We start from the raw sequence: 18741 nt of genomic DNA, 5'->3' as shown, positions 1-18741 counted from the left end.
ATCGTCTAAATTAGTCAGAAAGAGAGAGGAGGTTTCCTCATAGTGCAAACGGACTCCTTTGATGAGATTTATGAAGAACTTTTTCCTATTCTTTACCGTTTTGTACGTTTGCGGGTACCGCAAAGTGATGTTGAGGATGTAACCGCTGAAGTGATTACTAAAGTTTGGCGAGCATTACCAAGTTTCGAGGGTAAGAGTTCGTTGAAATCTTGGTCACTTCGTATAGCTTATCATCATATTGCTGATTTCTACCGAACCCGTAAGGGAAAAGGGATACAAATAGTATCTTTAAGTGAGGAAATAAAATCGACCCAGGCAACAGAAGATCATAGTGACCATTTATTAACCGTGTTAAGCGTAAGCGAAACGCTGTCCAAGCTTTCTGAACAACAAGTTGCAGTAATACAACTTAGACTTATAGAAGGATTCAGCGCAATCGAAGTAGCTCAGATTCTTGGGATAACTCAACAGGCTGTGGATAGTCTCCTGTATCGTGCAAAGAAAAGCTTCCGAAAGTATTACGAGTTGGAGAATGCAGGGGGAATTCGATGATGAAAAAGGATGCATATACCCTATGGGAGCAGGAGGGCGATTTAGAGGCTATGAGGCTTTTCTTTCATGAACTTCGCTCTGATTCTGAGAAAAAAGAACGGATTAAACAGCTTGCTCTAGAGAAGATTCGTGAGGAAGAGCTTAGTGCTTCTCTCGGTCAATCACCGAGGAATATTCTTATTCCAGATCTCCCGCCAAAGGAGTCTCTTCGGGAAAAAGTTCAGAGAAGGCTAAAATCTTTTTGGTGGAGATGGCAATGGAAACTGGCCCTCCCGGTAGCAGCTATTGTTATGTTCGCTTTTATTGGTATTGGTATGGAAAGCCTTAAGGACTCCTCCCAAGGATTTAGGACAGGTTTCATGGCGAAATTCACCGCACAGGATTCAGCGGCCAATACCAGTGTTGGGATGAACAATTCCCCAAAAGAAGCGGCTCTAAAATCCGAAATGGAGAATGGGAACAACTATGGTGCAGGTGCCGCGCCTAGGATGGGTATCATGGCGGATGATGTAAGGAGTTCAGCTGAAGAAATAGCTCCTATTATGCCTGTTCCGGAACCCCAGACTCCTCCAGCCGATGATAGCTTGGCCAAGAAAATCACCTATAGTATGAATGCAAGCCTCCAGGTTGAGGATGTCTCGCAAGCTCTTGCGCTGGTTACTCAGGAGATAACTGGCCTCGGGGGATATGTGGTTCATTCTTCAGAAAACAACCATCAAAGCAGCAGTTCTGCTTATGCCACCTTTAAGATTCCTTCCCAGCAATTGGAGGGTTTCAAGGGTCGTCTGGAGGAGTTTGGCAAGGTTTTAAATAGCTCTACCGATTCCGATGACGTTACCAATGAATATTATGATACTCAGTCAAGATTGAAGAATTTACTGGCTCAGGAAACACGCTATCTGGAGATTTTTAAAGAGGCCAAAACAGTGGATGAGATTCTGCAGATCGAAAGTTATTTGAGCAGTACACGCATGCAGATCGAACAGCTGCAGGGGCAAGTCAAACTTTGGGATCATCAGGTTGCCTATTCCACGGTAAGCATTAACTTTCAGAACACTCCCAATCCTGTCAGCGTGGATGATCCTTGGCGACCTGTTGCTTGGGCTAATACTTGGCAGGCTGCCAAAGATGCTGTTCTAAAAACCATCAGCTCTACCTGGAACGGTATCAACTACCTTGTTGTAGGAATTGCTTATGCCTTGCCTTACCTTCTTGGAGGTGCCGGTCTCTTTGGAGCCTATAAGGCGGTTAAGAAAGTCAGACGTCAAAAATAGTATAGAGCAATATAAAGAGCTTACGTATAGATGCGTAAGCTTTTTGTTTTGTTTGGCGGCAGCATCAAGAGTTAATTTTCATCAACTCATCTTCATGGTAATATAGTGTTATTACTGGGAAAAGTTATTCAAGGAATACATAATACCTTATGTTATAGGAGTGAGATGCCAAAGAATGAAAGGAGAGGACATATAATAATTCTGGATAAGCATAATATATGGAGAGAATAAGGAGGTATTTCACTTGAAAAAGTGGGATGTGATAAAGAGGATCGGAAGGTTTATTGGCATCGCTTTAGGAGCGATCATCGCCGCTTATAGCGTCCAGGGCTTCATCGTACAGGCGGGCCTTGGGGGAGGCGGCATCGGCGGGATTGCTTTACTTTTATTCTATACTTTAGGATTACCGATCGGCATTGTAAACTTCGTTCTCAATATTCCTCTGTTTATCCTAGGTTGGAAAGAAGTTAATCGAATATTTGTTATCAAAACTTTTTTCGGAATTATTGTTTATTCCATCGCTTTAGATTTTTTCAAAGGGATTCAACCCCTAGAATTAAATGATGTATTTCTTGGTGCACTTTATGGCGGTGTACTCGGAGGAGTTGGCTCAGGCTTTGTATTCCGCTTAGGTGGAAGTCTGGGGGGAACAGATATCATCGCTAAAGTTATCCAGCGCCGTTTTGGCTGGGCTATGGGGACCACGATGCTGGTGATCAATGCTCTGATTATTATTGCATCTTGGGCGGTCTTAGGTCCTAAAATGGCTCTTTATACTTTAGTATCCATGTTTACTTTCAGCAAGCTAGTGGATGTAATATCCAGTGGTCTCCCTGCAAAATCAGTAACCATCATATCGATTCAATCGGAGCAATTGATTCAGCGCATTCTCCAAGAATTGGGACGAGGAGTGACATTTCTTCACGGACAGGGAGGATATTCTGCAGCAGAAAAAAATGTCATACTATGCGTGGTGAGCATATCTGAGTTGGGACATTTAAAGCGAATCGTTCGGGAAGAAGATCCTCATTCTTTTATTATCGTGCAGACCGCTTCTGAGGTTGTCGGGCAAGGATTCGCTCTTGAATAGCGGATTTAGTGATCGTGACCATCTATTTGCCATTGACCATTCAACTTGATTAAGGTTACATTCTGTGAGATGTTTCTTCCGTCAAGAGTTAAATAGGTCACAGCCACTACAGCTGTACGGGCATCCTTAAATGTGCATTGAGTTACATTTACCTTTTCGACACCGATATTATGGAAGGATAAATCATGATAAACTAGCTCCGCTGCTTGGTTAGGGGTTAGGTCACTTTGAGCAGCGGTAGGAGTCGTCGCACCACACCCCGCGATAAGGAATCCCATAAATAACATGAGTCCTGCCCAAGTTATTATTTTTGCCGGCTTGTTAAGCATATTGGCCACTCCTTAATAATTATTAATTTTCTCCCATGATCTCAATATAAGTTTGCTTGCTCATATCGGGCTCACCTAACCAATTGAGGGAAGAGAGAATAGTGCCCATTGTTTTTAACTGTTCTTCGTTAAAATGAGTATCCTTAGTGAGGAAAACGATTCTCAGCACCTTTTGATTGGGTGTGTGCAACCAGTATTCCTTGCCGGATAGTTTGGCCGATTCTCCGAAAGAGGCCCCCCAACTATTCAAGATTCCTTTAAAATCTCCGATGTGGGTGTTATTAAGGGAATAAGTATAAAAATCAAAGGTGCTCATTTCTTTACTTTTCTGAAGATAATGCTCAAGATCGTCGATCTGCCATAATTGAATATATCCTCTCAATGCGAACTGTTCGTCATTTAAATAAGCACTGTAGTGTAGCTGGTGGCGATTCTCTATCCGATTCTCCACAATTTGCATGGTGGCGGGTAATTGTAGCCTGATTTCTTTATTCAGGACATGAGAATTCATTTTTGGAATCGTCGTATTTGCGAACCGACTTGGTTGAGGATAAAATATGAGACAGACCAAAATGATGAGTATTACCCAAGGGATGATTTTTTTCACATTGATCCTCCCGGAAAGGTTTTAGTACATCTTATTTAGACTTATCTTTTTTTATACGTACAGAATGGATAAGTTTTTAGAGCTTAAAAATGGGTTCTTTCGCCATGTTATAATGTTAATTATGGATATACCAATCACGAGAGGAGCACTTGAGGTGAGTATGCGTTTTATATTGGGGCGGGCGGGTACGGGAAAAAGCACACTCTGCTTGAATGAGATACGTAGAGAAAGCCAGGAGAATCCTGAGGGCTTACCTCTCATTCTTCTCGTTCCTGAACAGGCTACCCATCAAATGGAGATGAGCTTGGCTCATGATCCTCAATCCGGTGGAATACTCAGAGCTCAAGTCTTGAGCTTTCGTCGTTTAGGTTGGCGAGTTTTTTCGGAATTAGGTGGGGGAGGAAAGACACCGATTGGAGAAGTGGGCAAGAGAATGCTCTTGCGCCGCCTGCTTTTAAAATATCGTTCTGATTTGCGGGTGTTTGCTCGTTCGGCTACCCGTCCCGGAATGGCTGACCTCTTAGCTCAGGCCATTGCGGAATTTAAAATTTACCGTATCACCCCGGACCAACTAAGAGGAATTCAAGATTCTGATGAACTACTATTACAAAAGACCTATGAATTAGCGTTTCTCTATGAGGAATTGAATAAGTCCTTAGGATTCGATGTAAGGGATCCTGATGACGAACTGAACCTGGTGGCTGAAAAAATCTCTCAGGCTCCTTTTCTCCATGGGGCGAGAATTTGGGTGGATGGGTTTAAAGGATTTACACCTCAAGAGTTTTATATTATTCAATCCATGCTGGGAACGGTTTCTGAGATAACTATTTCATTACCCCTTGATCCTGAACTGATTAAAGGGAGAAATCCTCAGTTTAAGCCCGGTGAGGAACTTTTTTATGAGCCTTTTCAGACTTACCAAGGGCTTGTTAATTTAGCCCGAGATTCTAAATCCCGCATCACCTATGTTGAACTTACGGAAACCCATCGGTTTCAGAATGCAGGGCTAAAGCATCTTGAGCGTTTCTATAATGCTTATCCTACTAAAGCATTTAAGTCAGGGGGCTCCACAGATCTCTATCCTCCGGGAATCGCCCTATTTCCCGCAGCCAATAAAAGAGCTGAGATCGAGGGAATCGCACGGGAGCTTAGACGCCTTGCCAGGGAGGAGGGCAAGATGTGGCGGGATTGTAGCGTCGTAACCCGCGATTTAGCGGGCTATCAAGGGATAATCGAACAGGTTTTCCATGCTCATGATATACCTTATTTCTTAGACCATAAACGTCCGGTTATTCATCATCCTCTGTTGGAATTGCTTTTATCGGCTATCGAAGCGGTTCAAACCGATTGGGCCTATGAGCCTCTTTTTCGCTGTTTAAAAACTGATTTCTTTCCGTGCAGTAAAGACCGTATTGATCGATTGGAAAACTACTGCCTTGCTTATGGAATCCATGGCAGTGCATGGAGAGGCAATCACCCCTGGAAGTATTACCCTGACCCTAAGGACATAGAAGAAGCAGAAAATCTTAACGAAGTCCGACGGATTATTTATGAAATACTTAGCCCTCTTGAACAAGCCCTCCGTCCTCACCATGAAGCTTGCGGCAGCCCTGTAACCGTTGCTCAAATCACTGAGGCAATTTATGAGCTCCTCATCCGCCTGAAGGTTCCCGAACATCTTCAGGATTGGGCTGAGGTAGCCCGTAGCCGGGGAGATTTAGCAGAGGCACAATTGCAAAACCAAATTTGGGACGCTGTGATACAAGTCTTGGATGAAATGGTGGCAAGCTTAGGAGAGGAAGTTATGGATCTGGCTGACTTTGCGATGATTCTTACTTCTGGTCTAGAGAATTTGAAGCTGGGCTTGATTCCTCCCGGCTATGATCAAGTTTTGGTAGGCTCACTGGATCGATCCCGCAATCCTGAAACGGCGGTTCTCTTTTTATTAGGAGCCAATGATGGAATCCTACCGGGAAAGCCTTCTAATGAAGGAGTTTTTGATGAATTAGAGAGACTCCGTCTAGAAAGAAAAGGGATCATACTGGCCCCCAAAGGAAAGGTGCAGGTGTACGAGGAACACTATTTTATCTATACTGCACTTACCCGTGCTAAAGAACGGTTATATATCAGCTATCCTCTTACCGATGAGGAGGGTAGAGGGTTAACGGTGTCTCCGGTGATTAATCGGATGAAGGCGATTTTTCCTGGGTTACAAGAAAGGTATCTCAGTCTTGATACGGAAGATTTGGATCTCATTCCTCATCCCTACGCTTTGTTACCGGCTTACGCCCTTCATCTTCAGAAACTCCGTCAAGGGACATCTCTTTCTCCTTTATGGCAAGCAATACGGTCTTGGTTTCTTACCAAAACTGAAGCTTTTCCCCAAGTCCTTTTGCTGGAAAAAGGGATCAGCGATCAAAACCATGAAGAGAAACTGCCTCAACCTTTGGCCAGGCAACTTTATGGAAAACGTTTAGTTACCAGTGTTTCCCGACTGGAACAATTCGCACGTTGTCCCTTTGCCCACTTTGCTCAATATGGACTTAAGCTGAAAGAGCGCTCCAATTACCGTCTTTCCCCACCGGATATGGGGCAATTCTTCCATGCAGTATTACATGATTATGCCGTTGCCTTGAGAGAGAGGGAGCTTGATTGGGGAGAGCTCAATAAAGAGCAATCCTGGCAGTTGGTTAATGAGGCAGCCGATCAAATCGTCCTGCAATTGCAGAACAAAATCCTTTTGAGCAATGCTCGTTATCGCTACTTAACCCATAAGCTTAAGCGAACCGTCCATCATGCGGTTCGAGTCTTAGGGGAACATGCCCGCCAGGGAGAGTTCGTGCCTATCGAATTGGAAGTAAAATTTGGCCCTCAGGATACATTACCGCCGTTGGAAGTGGAACTAAGTGGCGGCAGCTCTCTTATTCTCAGAGGTCAGATTGATCGTATTGATGGGGCCATTCTCGGTAATGAAATCTACTTAAGGATTCTTGATTATAAATCCCGAGAAGCTCATGTCAACTTAAATCAGATTTACTATGGACTGGATTTGCAGCTTTTAGCATACCTCGATGCGGCCTTGCAGGGTGCACAGATTCTATTATCATCCTCAAGTCTACCGGAGGCATTTATGGACTCCATACCCAAAGATACCTCTCAAGATCTTAAAAGCCTAAACAATATTCACCCTGCAGGTTTTTTATATTTTCCAGTTCTTGAGCCTCAACTGAAATCAAAAACACTGCTCTATCCTGAGGAATTAGAAAAGGATCGTATTAAAGCGGTTAAAGTCAAGGGCTATTTACTGGCCGACCGTCAGGTCCTGATGGCCATGGATCGCGACCTGGAGAATTCTAACTTGCTGGGCGTAAAATTCAACAAGAATGGAGAATTCAAAAAGGGCTCTCCAACTCTTACGGAAGAGCAGTTTGCCCTCCTCAGAAGGCATCTCCAGTATTTCCTGCGTCGCAGCGGTGAGGCCCTCTTAAATGGTGATATTTCAATTACTCCTTATAAGCAGGGCAAGAATACAGCCTGCCAATTTTGCTCCTACAAACCACTATGTCATTTTGATCCCTATCTGCCCGAGAATAAATATCGGAATTTACCGGTTATACAGGATGAAGATTTTTGGAATCGTGTGGAAAGCCAAGATTCTGAGCAGTACGTTTCGGTGCCTGATAGTTTGGCATCCGACCAAAAGAGTCCTCTGAAGGATACAGACAATAGTCAAAGGACGCAGGAGCTCATCTGGTTAGGTGAAGATGAAGCAGGTGCCGGAAAGGAGGATAACTTACATGAGTAATCCAAAGTGGACCCCCGCACAGCAGGCCGCCATTGACTTGAAGGGGCAGATTCTCGTGGCAGCAGCCGCTGGTTCAGGTAAGACTGCGGTCCTTGTCCAAAGACTCTTCAATCGTATTACCGATGCAGACGAGAAAGTCGATGTGGATCGATTTCTTGTAGTAACCTTTACTAAAGCAGCAGCAGCAGAAATGCGGGAACGAATAGGGAAAGCTTTGGATGAAGCTCTCTTTTCAGCGACGGAACCTGCTCAAGTTGAACACCTACTGCAACAGAGAGCCTTACTTTACCGAGCCAGTATTACTACCCTTCATTCATTTTGCATGGAGCTGATTCGTCAGTATTTCTATCTCATCGAGCTGGATCCTGCTTTCCGCGTGGCGGATGAGGCGGAAGCGGATCTTCTTCGTCAAGATACTCTTGAAGATCTGTTTGAAGCTTATTATTCAGAAGAGACGCCTGCATTTCAAGGTTTAGTGGATGCCTTTGGCACAGATCGTGATGATCAACCCTTGATGGAATCCATCCTCAGGCTCCACGAATTCGCTATGAGCCAGGTCCATCCTGGAGAATGGCTGGAGGATCTGCCTGCAGCTTATGATTGGAACAGCCTTGATGACCTTATGCAAAGCCCATGGGGACGGGTGGTTCGGCAGGGGATTCAGGATAAAGTAGAGGAAGGCTTTGTCTTACTGGAGCGGGCTTATCAGATAGCAGAATCGCAGGGCGGCCCTATTCATTATGCTCCCGCTCTACAGGATGATAAATCCAGGCTGGATTTTTTACAGAAAGTAGTGGAGAAAGGGACCTGGAGTGAAATCGAGACTGCCTTTATGGCAGCGGCAGCTTTCCCAAGCCTCCCACGAGGAAGCAAAAAGGGGTCAATGGACTCCTTGATGGATGAGGAAGAAATAAAGCGATTACGAGAAGAAAGTAAAAAAGCACGTGATGAAGCCAAAAAGAAACTGGACGAAATCAAGAATACGGTGTTCTCTGTGCCCTTGGCTGAGCAGATCCCTTTTCTAAAAAAGATGGCGGAGTTGATTGCTACTCTAGCTCAAGTTACCCAACAGTTTGCCCAAAACTATCAAATAGCTAAAAGGCAAAAAAATATAGTGGACTTTTCAGATCTGGAACACTATGCCTTACATCTATTGACAAAGGACAAACAGCCTACAGATATTGCCTTAAAACTTCAGGAGTATTATGCGGAAGTTCTCGTGGATGAATATCAGGATATCAATCCGGTTCAAGAGCGAATCTTACAGCTGGTTTCCCGACAACATGAAGAGGATGCCAATCTGTTCATGGTGGGGGATGTTAAGCAGAGCATCTATCGTTTCCGGATGGCAGATCCCGGACTTTTCCTTCGTAAGTATGCGGATTTTCCTCATTATAGAGAGGGGGAGGAAGCTTCCCCCAATTTAGTCATTGATCTCAACCAGAACTTCCGTAGTCGGCCTGAGGTGATTCAAGGAATTAATTATCTCTTCTATCAGATCATGACTGAGGGGGCAGGGGAGATTGCCTATGACGAGCAGGCTGCCCTGAGACCGGGGGCTAAATTTGTCTCTAGCTCAGAACTTAGAACTGCCGAGGGCCCTATTGAGGTTCATTTATTTGATCCGAAGACTATCGATCTTTCAACAGGCCAAGATGGAGGAACTGAAGACGAATTCGTGGGATTTGATCAGGATAGAGAGTTGGAGTCAGGTGATGATGAGTCTTCTATAGAAGAGGCGGAAAGCGCCCGTATTGAAGCACGTTTGGTTGCAGCTCGTATTCAAAAGATGGTCTTAGGGCACGAGTTTCAAGTTTATGATAAGGAACTGGGTGATTATCGGCCGGTACAGTATTCAGATATAGTTATTCTCATGCGCTCCTTAGCATCCGTGGCCTCAGTCTATGCTGAAGAATTTCAAAGTGCAGGAATTCCTGTCTATGCAGAAACCAACAGTGGTTATTTTGGTACCAATGAGGTCGATACAATTTTATCCTTACTTAAAATTATTGATAATCCACGTTTAGATATTCCCTTTGCGGCAGTACTCCGTTCCCCTCTGGTAGGCATGAATGGAACAGAGTTAGGGAAATTGCGTTCTCTACTCCCAAAAGGAGATTTTTACGAGACTATGGTTCTGACCTTTTGGGCAAGCAATGCTCACCAACAAGAGAAGCTTGGGAATGGATTCTATTCAGAAGTCAGGGAGATTTTAGCAAAACACCAGGAGATCTTACCTCAAATCGAGATTAAAACTAAGCATATCCTCGATACATCACCTGAGATAAAAGGGAAGGTTGATTCCTTTCTTCCCAAGTTGCATGAGTGGCGGCAGCGTTCGCGGCGGACCTCTCTGGCCGACTTGCTATGGCATCTCTATGAAGACACTGGTTATCTGGCCTATGTAGGAACCTTACCTTCCGGTGCTCAACGTCAGGCGAATTTACGAATCCTTTATGATCGTGCCTGTCGTTATGAAGCAACCAATTATCGGGGCTTATTCCGTTTCCTGCGTTTCCTGGAGAAATTTCAAGCCCAGGGTAAGGATCTGGGCAGTGCAAGTACCGTAGGGGAAAAGGAGAATGTGGTCCGTTTCATAACAGTGCACTCCAGTAAAGGTCTGGAATTTCCAGTCGTCTTCATGACCGGGTTGGGAAAGAGATTTAATACTCGCAGCCTTAGCAGTCAACTTTTGCTCCACTCACAATTAGGAGTTGGAATCCCATTAATAGATATTGAGAACCAGGTTCGTTATCCATCCATTATTCAATACGCCGTGAAAGAACGTCTATGGCAAGAAGCTCTTGCCGAAGAGCTGCGGATCTTTTATGTAGCTCTCACCCGGGGAAAGGAGCGCCTATTCCTCTTTGGTCATCACCATAAGCTGATTGAAGCTATCAACAAGTGGCAGAGCTTATCTTTGTCTTGCTCCGGCATTGCCTTTCCTAACGGCCAGTTGCGTGGTGCTAAGACCTACTTGGATTGGATTGGGCCGGCTTTAATACGTCATCCTGAGGATTTGTTCAAACTTGGCAGATCTCCCTTAGAGAGTGTACTTCCCGATGGCTCATCTCAATGGAAAGTGATCGTTCATGAAAGGATTGCCGGAAGGGCGCTTTCTCAAGATGGGGAAACTGTCCAAGATAAAGCAATTCATGAGGAAGCCGAGACTACTGAGACACAAGTACCTGAAACTATGGGCATAGATATGGAAAATTTTAAGGAGGAAGTCTTTAAACAGCTTGACTGGCAATATCCATACTCTGAAGGGGCCAATCAATCCGCCAAGACCAGTGTCAGTGAATTGAAACGACAGTTGCCATGGTATAGTGATCATGAATACGAATTCCAACCTTCCTTGTCCACTCCCGGTTTTCTGCGTCCTCAATTCATTTTATCTCAGAAGGAATTAACTCCCGCAGAAAGAGGGACGGCAGTGCACGCCGCTATTCAACATTTACCCTTGGCAGATTGGCGGGATATTTGGGATAGTCTTTCCCAAGAAGTCCGCGAAAGCATGCTTAAGGAGTATATCGACTCATTAGTCCGGCGGGAAATTCTGACTGTAGAGCAGGGGAGGGCGGTAGCCCTTGCCTTATTAAGGAATCTGTTGGATTCAATCAGCGGCAGGCATCTGTTTGAAGCTGAAGAAGTACGAAGAGAGGTTCCCTTTAACCTTTCACTACGTCTCAAAACCCAAAAAGAACCTGTTCTTGTGCAGGGAATCATCGACGCAGTGCTTCTGTCCCATCAGGAGCATTGGGCACGAATCATTGACTTTAAGACCGATAATTTGGCGGGGGTGTCTGACCCGGAACCAACCTTGATCGATCGCTATGCACTTCAGCTTGGGGTGTATGCTTTAGCTGTAGAAAGGCTTCTCAAAATCCCTGTTCGAGAGTGTGTAATCTATGCCACGTCGGTTCAGCGTGAGTTTGTCATGCCGAAAGAAGTTATTCAGGCTGCCCTGGAATCGGTGGTTATGATGTGAGCGCCGGCAGAGGGGAAAAGGCTTGTTTGGGTCGCGTAGCGTAGCTTTACGCACAACGCTCTCTCCATAGCTCCAGGGCTGGTCAACTCGCTTTCTTAACAGCTACGCCAAACCCCGCTGTTTTCTGCATGTGAACCGGTGGCTGCGCTACGTTAAGAAAGCCTCGTTGACCTGACCGCCCTTCCGCTAAATCCGTTCGCTCTTGTGCGTAAAGCTACGCTTGTGGGTCCTTTATATTCTCTTTTGGGTTTTTTATCCGGGGCGGAGAGCCTATCCTACATCCGCATGTTCAGATCCCGGAAGACAGCCCAAGGATTTTGCTTTACGAAAGGGAGCGAATTTAAGCGAGCGGAAACAAAACTTCGCGAAAAGCACGCAGCGGAGTCGGGTTGGAAACAGGACGTTTCCAACCGCCCATTGAGCAGGAGCGATTTGGGCGGGAACCCGACGGAGCGGAGGGCTTTTCGCGTTAGTTTTGTCCGCGCAGCTTATAGAGCGACCGATGCAAAGCAAAATCCTGGAGAATTCCAGGAGACTGAACTTTCAGACCTTAATAAAAAATCCCGATGATATGTGTCTCCACTTATCATCGGGAAAGAGGTGTGTTAGCACCAGAAAGCTTACCGTCCTCTTTAACGAGTTCCGGCCAGCATCATCCGGTCATTGTTCATATGAACACCACTGGCTTTTTCAAACATATCCAGCAATCTGCCAATGGTCATGTTATGACGTTCAACGCCACGAATATCAAGAATGATTCGACCTTCATGCATCATAATTGTCCGATTGCCTACGGCAAGAGCCTGTTCAAGATTATGGGTAATCATTAATGTTGTTAGTTTGGAGCTTTGCGCCACTTTGCAGGTAAGCTCCATTACTTTTTCGGCAGTTTTGGGATCCAGAGCCGCGGTATGCTCATCCAGCAATAAAAGTTTTGGGTTCTGAAGGGTAGCCATAAGCAAGGTCAGTGCCTGACGTTGTCCGCCGGATAAGAGCTTAACTTTTGTGGTTAAGCGCCCTTCAAGTCCTAACCCCAGTTTGGATAGTTCATTACGAAAGTAATCTCGTTTATTAACATTTAAGGCCCAGCGCAGACGACGGGACTCACCCCGGCGCAAAGCCATAACCAAATTTTCTTCAATGGTCATCGAGGCGGCAGTGCCTGATAAAGGATCCTGAAACACCCGGCTGATGAGTCCCGACCGTTTATGGGAGGCCCATTTGGTAATGGTGGTGCCATCAATAGAAATTTCTCCACTATCAGGGATAAACACCCCGGCAATAGCGTTCATCATGGAAGACTTGCCTGCGCCATTGGAACCAATCACAGTGACAAAGTCTCCAGGGGCGAGCTCAAGGGAAAGACGGTCAAGGGCTTTCTTTTCGTTGATAGTTCCCTTATTGAAGACCTTAGTTAGATTCTGAACTGTTAGCATAGGAATCCCCCTTCCTCAAAATGCCGCCATTAAACGCGGAGAATTTCGATTTTAAACTGGGTGAGACGAGGGCGATAAGAACAATAACAGCGGTGAGAAGTTTTAAATCGGTGGGCTCTAGTCCGAGTCGGAGGACGATGGCGATAATGGTTCGGTAAATAACGCCGCCACAGATTACGGCAAGTATTGTCCGACCAATAGAGGAGGTTCCCACCAGAACCTCACCGATAATGACGGAGGCCAGTCCTGCCACAATCATGCCGACCCCCATGCTGGCGTCGGCAAATTGTTGGTGTTGAGCGACAAAGCTGCCGGAGAAAGCAACGAGACCATTGGATAAACCCAAACCGAGAATTTTCATTACGTCGGTATTTACCCCTAAGCTCCGGATCATCAGTTCATTATCACCGGTGGCCCGCAAGGCCAAACCGATTTCGGTATTAAGGAAGAGGTAGATCAGGATACCGAGGATAATAATCGTTAAAAGGCCTAAGATCAGGGTTCCATATTGATTCATACCGGGAAAACTTTTAAAATCAGTAAAAATAGTCCGTGTCTTGAGCAAAGAGATATTGGCTTTGCCCATAACGCGTAAATTGATAGACCATAAAGCGGTCATGGTTAAAATTCCGGACAGGAGAGCGGTGATCTTAAATTTGGTGTGAAATATCCCGGTGAAGATCCCGGCGATACAGCCGACAAAAAAGGCAATGGCCGTGGCCAACCAGGGATTATAGCCTTGAAAGATAAGGGTGGCTGCGGTGGCAGCTCCTAAAGTGAAGCTGCCCTCCACAGACAAGTCCGCATAATTCAGTACTCTAAAAGTTAGATAGACTCCCAGGACCATGATGGCGTACATAAGTCCGAGTTCTAGAGTTCCTACTACAATTTTTAGGGAGAACATGATCAACACACCTCAATATTTTATCTCTAATTTAGATTATTTAATGATTGCTTTGCTCTTAATGTCGGCAGGGACTTCGATTCCGAGTAAGTCAATCGCTTCTTGATTCAAGACGATATCAAAGTTTTTCTGACCCTCGACAGGCATATCGGCAGGTTTAGCCCCATCAAGGATGCGAAGAGCCATTTCACCGGTCTGTGCCCCTAAGTTCTTGTAGTTGATACCAATGGTTCCCAGTCCGCCGGCATCGACAACGCTGCTCTCTCCGGAAATGAGAGGAATCTTGTTGGCATTGGCCACTTGAACGACGGATTGAGCGGCAGATACAACCATATTATCGGTAGGAACATAAATAGCGTTGACTTTTCCGATCAAGGATTGGGCTGCCTGCAGCACGTCGGCGCTGCTGGCCACCGTGGTCGTAACGATTTCCAAGCCAAGAGCAGGAGCTTCTTCTTTGACAATGCGTACTTGAACTTCAGAGTTTACTTCAGCGGCATTATAGATGACACCGACGGTTTTGGCGGTGGGTACCAGTTTTTTCAGGAGTTCTAATTGATCCTTAATGGGATTCATATCCGTAGTTCCGGATATATTGCCGCCGGGTTTATTCATGCTGTCCACCAGCTTGGCTTCCACCGGATCGGTAACGGCTGTAATCAAAATGGGGATCTCATCTGTGGCACTGGCCATAGCTTGTGCTGAAGGAGTGGCAATAGCCAGAATGAGATCGAGATCACTGGTGGCAAATTTTTGAGCGATCGAATTGAGAAGAGACTGATCGTTTTGAGCGTTTTTATTGTCTATGGTTAAGTTCTTGCCTTCTTCATAGCCATTAGCTTTAAAGGTTTCCAAAAAGCCCTCCCGAGCGGCATCTAAGGCAGGATGTTCCACAATTTGGATAATCCCAATCTTCACTTGTTTCTCTTCAGAAGAACCTTGCGCTGCCCCCTGAGGGGTTTCCTTAGTGCTTGGCGCAGTACTGCCGCATCCGGCCAGGCCCAGTGCCAAGACAAGACTTAAACTAATTCCCAACATTCTTTTTAAACTACCTTTTTTCATTTTCCTACAAACCTCCTCTTATTTAGGCAATAAAAAATACACCTCCGCAGGGGTGCACTTATGCCTCACACCTACTGTACTACTATTCTACAACTATTCTATTTTTTATTATCTTATAGTTTTATTGTATGAATGTCAATCCTCTTTTATAGAATTGTTTTCAAAAAACTGAAGTTGTTATATACACCCTAAAAGTCTCATTTTTTATTACTATATTATGGTAGATCGATCTCTTAAGAGGCATGTTTTATATAAAAATAAAAAATTGAAGGTACATACTCATTATTCCTGCAATTCCATATATTGCTATTAGGAAAACGCCAGAAAGAATGGGTTTGAATAGAATCCAGGTAAGTATGTGTTTGAATGCTTGTATAAATTGAGGAGGAAATCTTATGAACCATCCGATGAACATGCAAAATAGATATATTGCTCAGGGTCTATGTTTTCATCCTGGTCAGGTGACTATGGATATGGGAAATCCTTATCAATCCTGCTATGGTCATGAAAGTATGCATGGTATGCATAGTATGCATCATAGCCATCATGATCTTTGTTGCCCTCAGCCATGCCCCCCGCCATGTCCTCCGCCTTGCCCCCCGCCTGCACCGGAACCGGTCACCTATGTTGTGAGAAGAGGGGACAGCGTCTATAAAATAGCTCAGAAATTCGGTACAACGATGCAAGCTATTATCCTTGCCAACAATCTCAGTAATCCCGATCTGATTTTTCCCGGTCAAGTTCTCATTATTCCTTGTGTATGATCTAAATTAATGAATTTTTAAGGTGGAATAAATTTGAACCAAACAGTTTCTAAGCCCAAGAGGCTGGGAACCGTTTGGTTTTCGCTATTACTCTATATTATTTGCTTTATTCTTCGCTGGTTACTTCCAAATTCCGGACATTGGGATTTTGGACGATCTGGCAAAATGTATGATAAGAAAAAGGGCTGTTTAAACCATGAACAGCCCTTAAATAGATTAACGAACGGGTGGCTCTCCCTTGAAGGATTGGATATGGGACAGTGCTCTCTCTATTTCAGAAGCTTCACCGTCGATAACCAGTGTAACCGCCCCTTCAGAACCAGAAACACCACCGGCACCAATGCATTTGGCGGTAACGTTATAAAGGGTTTCGAGAGCTGTGATTTCAGTAACGACTGTCGCCCCAAGCATTGGGACGAGACCGACTTTAGCACCAAGAGCTGTGTCCGCAGGAGCTGAGGCCATAAATTCAACGGCTTCACGAACATCAGGAATCAACTTCTCAAGTCCAATGGGAACAACCAGTTGAACACCTCTGGCATAGAGCGGCCCTGAAGCTGCACCAATAGTACCTGCCATGGAATTAGAGACCAACACTGCCGCCAATCCTGTAGAATCCAAGGCGTTTCCGCCTTTGATGAACACATCTCCTGGTTCTAATTGAGGAAGGAATTCTTTCCAATGAACGGATTTATCAAGGGCCTTGCCTTTTGAAATAATGAAGGGATGGATGCGATTCTCTTCTTTACTTTCTCCAGTTTTTCCATCTGCAATCATGCCTAAAGTGTAACGAGTTTTTTCTTCAATCGTTTCATTGAGTAATTCTTCTACAAGAAATCCGTTGGTCGTTCCTCCGGCAAGAATGACCGTATGACTTTTAAGTGCTTTCTGAATGGTAGGCAAAGCCATTACTCCTTTAGCGATGAGCCGTTTTGACTCACTAGGGGTTAAGGTGAATTGTGCTCTCATTATGATTCCTCCAATGAATTATTTTATGGTCTTTCCAGATATTCCACTATTTACATAGTTCCAGGTATTGACTTTTGCCGTTGATCCTTCTATTATAAAAGTGTAGAAACGATTCAGTCAAGTTTCTCGCAGAGCTCCTCCAAGTCAGTTTAAGAGTTTACAGGTTACCCATTTCGAGTATCTATCCTTGTGGTGTTAAAGAACTTGAATACCCTAACCTTAATTTCTAGCTTTTTGGACGTTTCGCTTTGTGGGAATTCGAAGAACCTTTCCAGAGTAACAGACCCATGTGTCAATCCTTATTTAGTTTCCCAACACCGTTTAGGTTCAATGTCTTAGCTAATGTTATTTACCCAGGGAAATCTTCTTCGTTGGAGGAGCTTTGCGGGATTAAGATTTACTTGAAAACCTTTGATCAACTCGATCAAAGGTTTTTTGTTGCTTTCTTAGACAACCTTTTTGTGAGTTGCCAATAGTAACCATTGATGGGAAAACACAGTAACACCTTATCGCTCTTTAACATAATTTAGACCAGGAAAAACATTCCAAAGGCCTAAAAGATACTGGAGGGAAATGATATGGCATTAGGTGCAGGTTTAGACGGTTGCGGAGGACCAAGTCATCTTGCTGGAATCGCTATTGTTGTCGTAATTATTCTACTGCTCATTGCTATGGGCATCGTATTCTAAGCTTAACTAAATCAAATAATTAGAAGGAGGTAATATCATGTACGGAATGGGTTATGGTGGCATGGGTGGAGCATGTTGCCCTGGCGGCGGATTTGGCAGTTTTGTCGGCGTTGGGATCATCGCTATTGCAATTCTTATCCTAATTGCTCTTGGCGTAATCTTCTAAATAAACGAGTCTCCTGAGCGTCCCCACTGGGGACGCTCTTTGATTTTGATATTGATTATGGTAATCTAAAATAATAGAAATCGAAAAATATGGCGAATTGAGGGATAGACTTTGAAACCAAAAATTTTTATTACTCGTAAAATTCCAGAGGATATTCTCGCATTGATGGAAGAAGCTTGTGAGGTTAAGATCTGGCCTGAGGAGGATACGACCGTTCCACGATCTATTTTGGAGCAGGAAATCCGTGAGGTAGATGGATTATACTGCCTGTTAACAGAGTCTATAGATGATTCTTTGTTGGCTTTGGGTAAAAACCTTAAAATAGTCAGCAATATGGCAGTGGGGTACAATAACATAGATATCGAGGCCGCAACAGCGCGCAATATTTTAGTTACGAACACCCCAGGAGTTCTAACCGAAACAACAGCAGACTTAACATTTGCTTTACTTATGATGACCGCTCGCCGTATGGAGGAGGCTTCTCAATATCTTCGCCAAGGCAAATGGAAAACATGGTCTCCTATGCTTTTAGCCGGTCAGGATATTTTTGGTGCAACTTTAGGAATAGTTGGTATGGGAAGAATCGGGGAGGCTTTAGCCAAGAGGGCTAAGGGCTTTGATATGAAGATCATCTATTATAATCGGACACCAAAGCCGGAAGTAGAAAAGAAACTAGGGGTTCTATACAGTTCATTAGAAGAATTATTGAAGGAATCGGATTTTGTCTGTATATTAACACCCTATACTACAGAGACCCGGAATTTGATAGGAAAAAAGGAACTGGAGCTCATGAAGCCCACTTCCATACTGATCAATACATCACGAGGGGGCATAGTGAATGAGGAAGATCTCTATGAGGCTCTAGTTCATCACAAGATCTACGCTGCTGGTCTTGATGTATTTGATAAGGAACCCTTATCTACGAATCATCCCTTGCTTACCCTTACGAATTGTGTGGCACTTCCTCATATTGGCAGCGCAACAATTAAAACACGTCGGGAAATGGCACGTTTGGCTGCTCAAAATTTAATCACATTTCTGCAAGGTCAACAACCCCCTCACTGTGTGAATCCATCTGTTCTAGCAGCTAAGCAGTAGTTTAT

Annotated in this window: 14 protein-coding genes and 1 pseudogene; 9 read left to right on the top strand and 6 right to left on the bottom strand. The window is 44.5% G+C overall.

Annotated elements, in window-relative coordinates; translation table 11 throughout:
- Positions 1-42: 42 nt before the first annotated feature.
- From DESDE_RS11155 to DESDE_RS11145, 3 genes are all read left to right on the top strand, one after another.
- Positions 43-552 (top strand): RNA polymerase sigma factor, encoded by a 510-nt coding sequence (locus DESDE_RS11155; protein WP_014794121.1) that lies wholly within the window; start codon positions 43-45, stop codon positions 550-552.
- Positions 549-1826 (top strand): DUF4349 domain-containing protein, encoded by a 1278-nt coding sequence (locus DESDE_RS11150; RefSeq protein WP_014794120.1) that lies wholly within the window; start codon positions 549-551, stop codon positions 1824-1826. Before DESDE_RS11155 ends, DESDE_RS11150 begins: the two co-directional genes overlap by 4 nt.
- A 244-nt stretch (positions 1827-2070) precedes the next feature.
- Positions 2071-2916 (top strand): YitT family protein, encoded by an 846-nt coding sequence (locus DESDE_RS11145; RefSeq protein WP_014794119.1) that lies wholly within the window; start codon positions 2071-2073, stop codon positions 2914-2916.
- A 5-nt stretch (positions 2917-2921) separates the two neighbouring features.
- Here DESDE_RS11145 and DESDE_RS11140 read toward each other — a convergent pair whose 3' ends face one another.
- Together DESDE_RS11140 and DESDE_RS11135 are read right to left on the bottom strand one after the other, a co-directional pair.
- Positions 2922-3245, bottom strand: a complete 324-nt coding sequence (locus DESDE_RS11140) for a nuclear transport factor 2 family protein (RefSeq protein WP_014794118.1) — start codon at positions 3243-3245, stop codon at positions 2922-2924.
- A 22-nt stretch (positions 3246-3267) separates the two neighbouring features.
- Complete coding sequence (locus DESDE_RS11135) at positions 3268-3852, bottom strand: hypothetical protein (RefSeq protein WP_014794117.1); 585 nt, start codon at positions 3850-3852, stop codon at positions 3268-3270.
- 160 nt (positions 3853-4012) lie between these two features.
- Between DESDE_RS11135 and addB the strand changes: the two genes are divergently transcribed.
- The 3 genes and pseudogenes from addB (at position 4013) to DESDE_RS22880 (ending at position 12218) form a co-directional block, all read left to right on the top strand.
- Positions 4013-7657, top strand: coding sequence for a helicase-exonuclease AddAB subunit AddB (gene addB, locus DESDE_RS11130; RefSeq protein ID WP_014794116.1), 3645 nt, complete (start codon positions 4013-4015; stop codon positions 7655-7657).
- Positions 7650-11648, top strand: coding sequence for a helicase-exonuclease AddAB subunit AddA (gene addA / locus DESDE_RS11125; protein ID WP_014794115.1), 3999 nt, complete (start codon positions 7650-7652; stop codon positions 11646-11648). Before addB ends, addA begins: the two co-directional genes overlap by 8 nt.
- A 389-nt stretch (positions 11649-12037) precedes the next feature.
- Positions 12038-12218 (top strand): annotated as a pseudogene (locus DESDE_RS22880) (hypothetical protein).
- Between the two features lie 62 nt (positions 12219-12280).
- Here DESDE_RS22880 and DESDE_RS11115 read toward each other — a convergent pair.
- Genes DESDE_RS11115 through DESDE_RS11105 form a run of 3 tightly spaced genes read right to left on the bottom strand, consistent with a single transcriptional unit; the run spans position 12281 to position 15050 of the window.
- The gene (locus DESDE_RS11115; protein WP_014794114.1) at positions 12281-13084 is read right to left on the bottom strand and encodes an ABC transporter ATP-binding protein; all 804 of its coding nucleotides are present in this window, start codon (positions 13082-13084) and stop codon (positions 12281-12283) included.
- Positions 13059-13988 (bottom strand): ABC transporter permease, encoded by a 930-nt coding sequence (locus tag DESDE_RS11110; RefSeq protein ID WP_014794113.1) that lies wholly within the window; start codon positions 13986-13988, stop codon positions 13059-13061. Before DESDE_RS11110 ends, DESDE_RS11115 begins: the two co-directional genes overlap by 26 nt.
- 36 nt (positions 13989-14024) lie before the next feature.
- The gene (locus tag DESDE_RS11105) at positions 14025-15050 is read right to left on the bottom strand and encodes an ABC transporter substrate-binding protein (RefSeq protein WP_014794112.1); all 1026 of its coding nucleotides are present in this window, start codon (positions 15048-15050) and stop codon (positions 14025-14027) included.
- 395 nt (positions 15051-15445) lie between these two features.
- Between DESDE_RS11105 and DESDE_RS11100 the strand changes: the two genes are divergently transcribed.
- On the top strand, positions 15446-15814 hold the full coding sequence (locus tag DESDE_RS11100) for a LysM peptidoglycan-binding domain-containing protein (RefSeq protein WP_014794111.1): 369 nt from the start codon (positions 15446-15448) through the stop codon (positions 15812-15814).
- Between the two features lie 216 nt (positions 15815-16030).
- On the opposite strand, the gene DESDE_RS11095 is transcribed toward DESDE_RS11100, so the two are convergent.
- Positions 16031-16783 carry a hypothetical protein gene (locus DESDE_RS11095; RefSeq protein WP_014794110.1) on the bottom strand — a complete coding sequence of 251 codons (753 nt, stop codon included), beginning with the start codon at positions 16781-16783 and terminating at the stop codon, positions 16031-16033.
- A gap of 726 nt (positions 16784-17509) precedes the next feature.
- Between DESDE_RS11095 and DESDE_RS22770 the strand changes: the two genes are divergently transcribed.
- Together DESDE_RS22770 and DESDE_RS11085 are read left to right on the top strand one after the other, a co-directional pair.
- Positions 17510-17638: a hypothetical protein gene (locus DESDE_RS22770; RefSeq protein ID WP_014793085.1), complete on the top strand. Its 129-nt coding sequence runs from the start codon at positions 17510-17512 to the stop codon at positions 17636-17638.
- A gap of 111 nt (positions 17639-17749) precedes the next feature.
- The gene (locus DESDE_RS11085) at positions 17750-18736 is read left to right on the top strand and encodes a 2-hydroxyacid dehydrogenase (RefSeq protein ID WP_014794108.1); all 987 of its coding nucleotides are present in this window, start codon (positions 17750-17752) and stop codon (positions 18734-18736) included.
- The last annotated feature ends 5 nt before the right edge of the window (positions 18737-18741 follow it).

Source organism: Desulfitobacterium dehalogenans ATCC 51507 (assembly GCF_000243155.2).
GTDB lineage: Bacteria > Bacillota > Desulfitobacteriia > Desulfitobacteriales > Desulfitobacteriaceae > Desulfitobacterium > Desulfitobacterium dehalogenans.
This window is presented reverse-complemented; position numbering and strand designations above follow the sequence as displayed.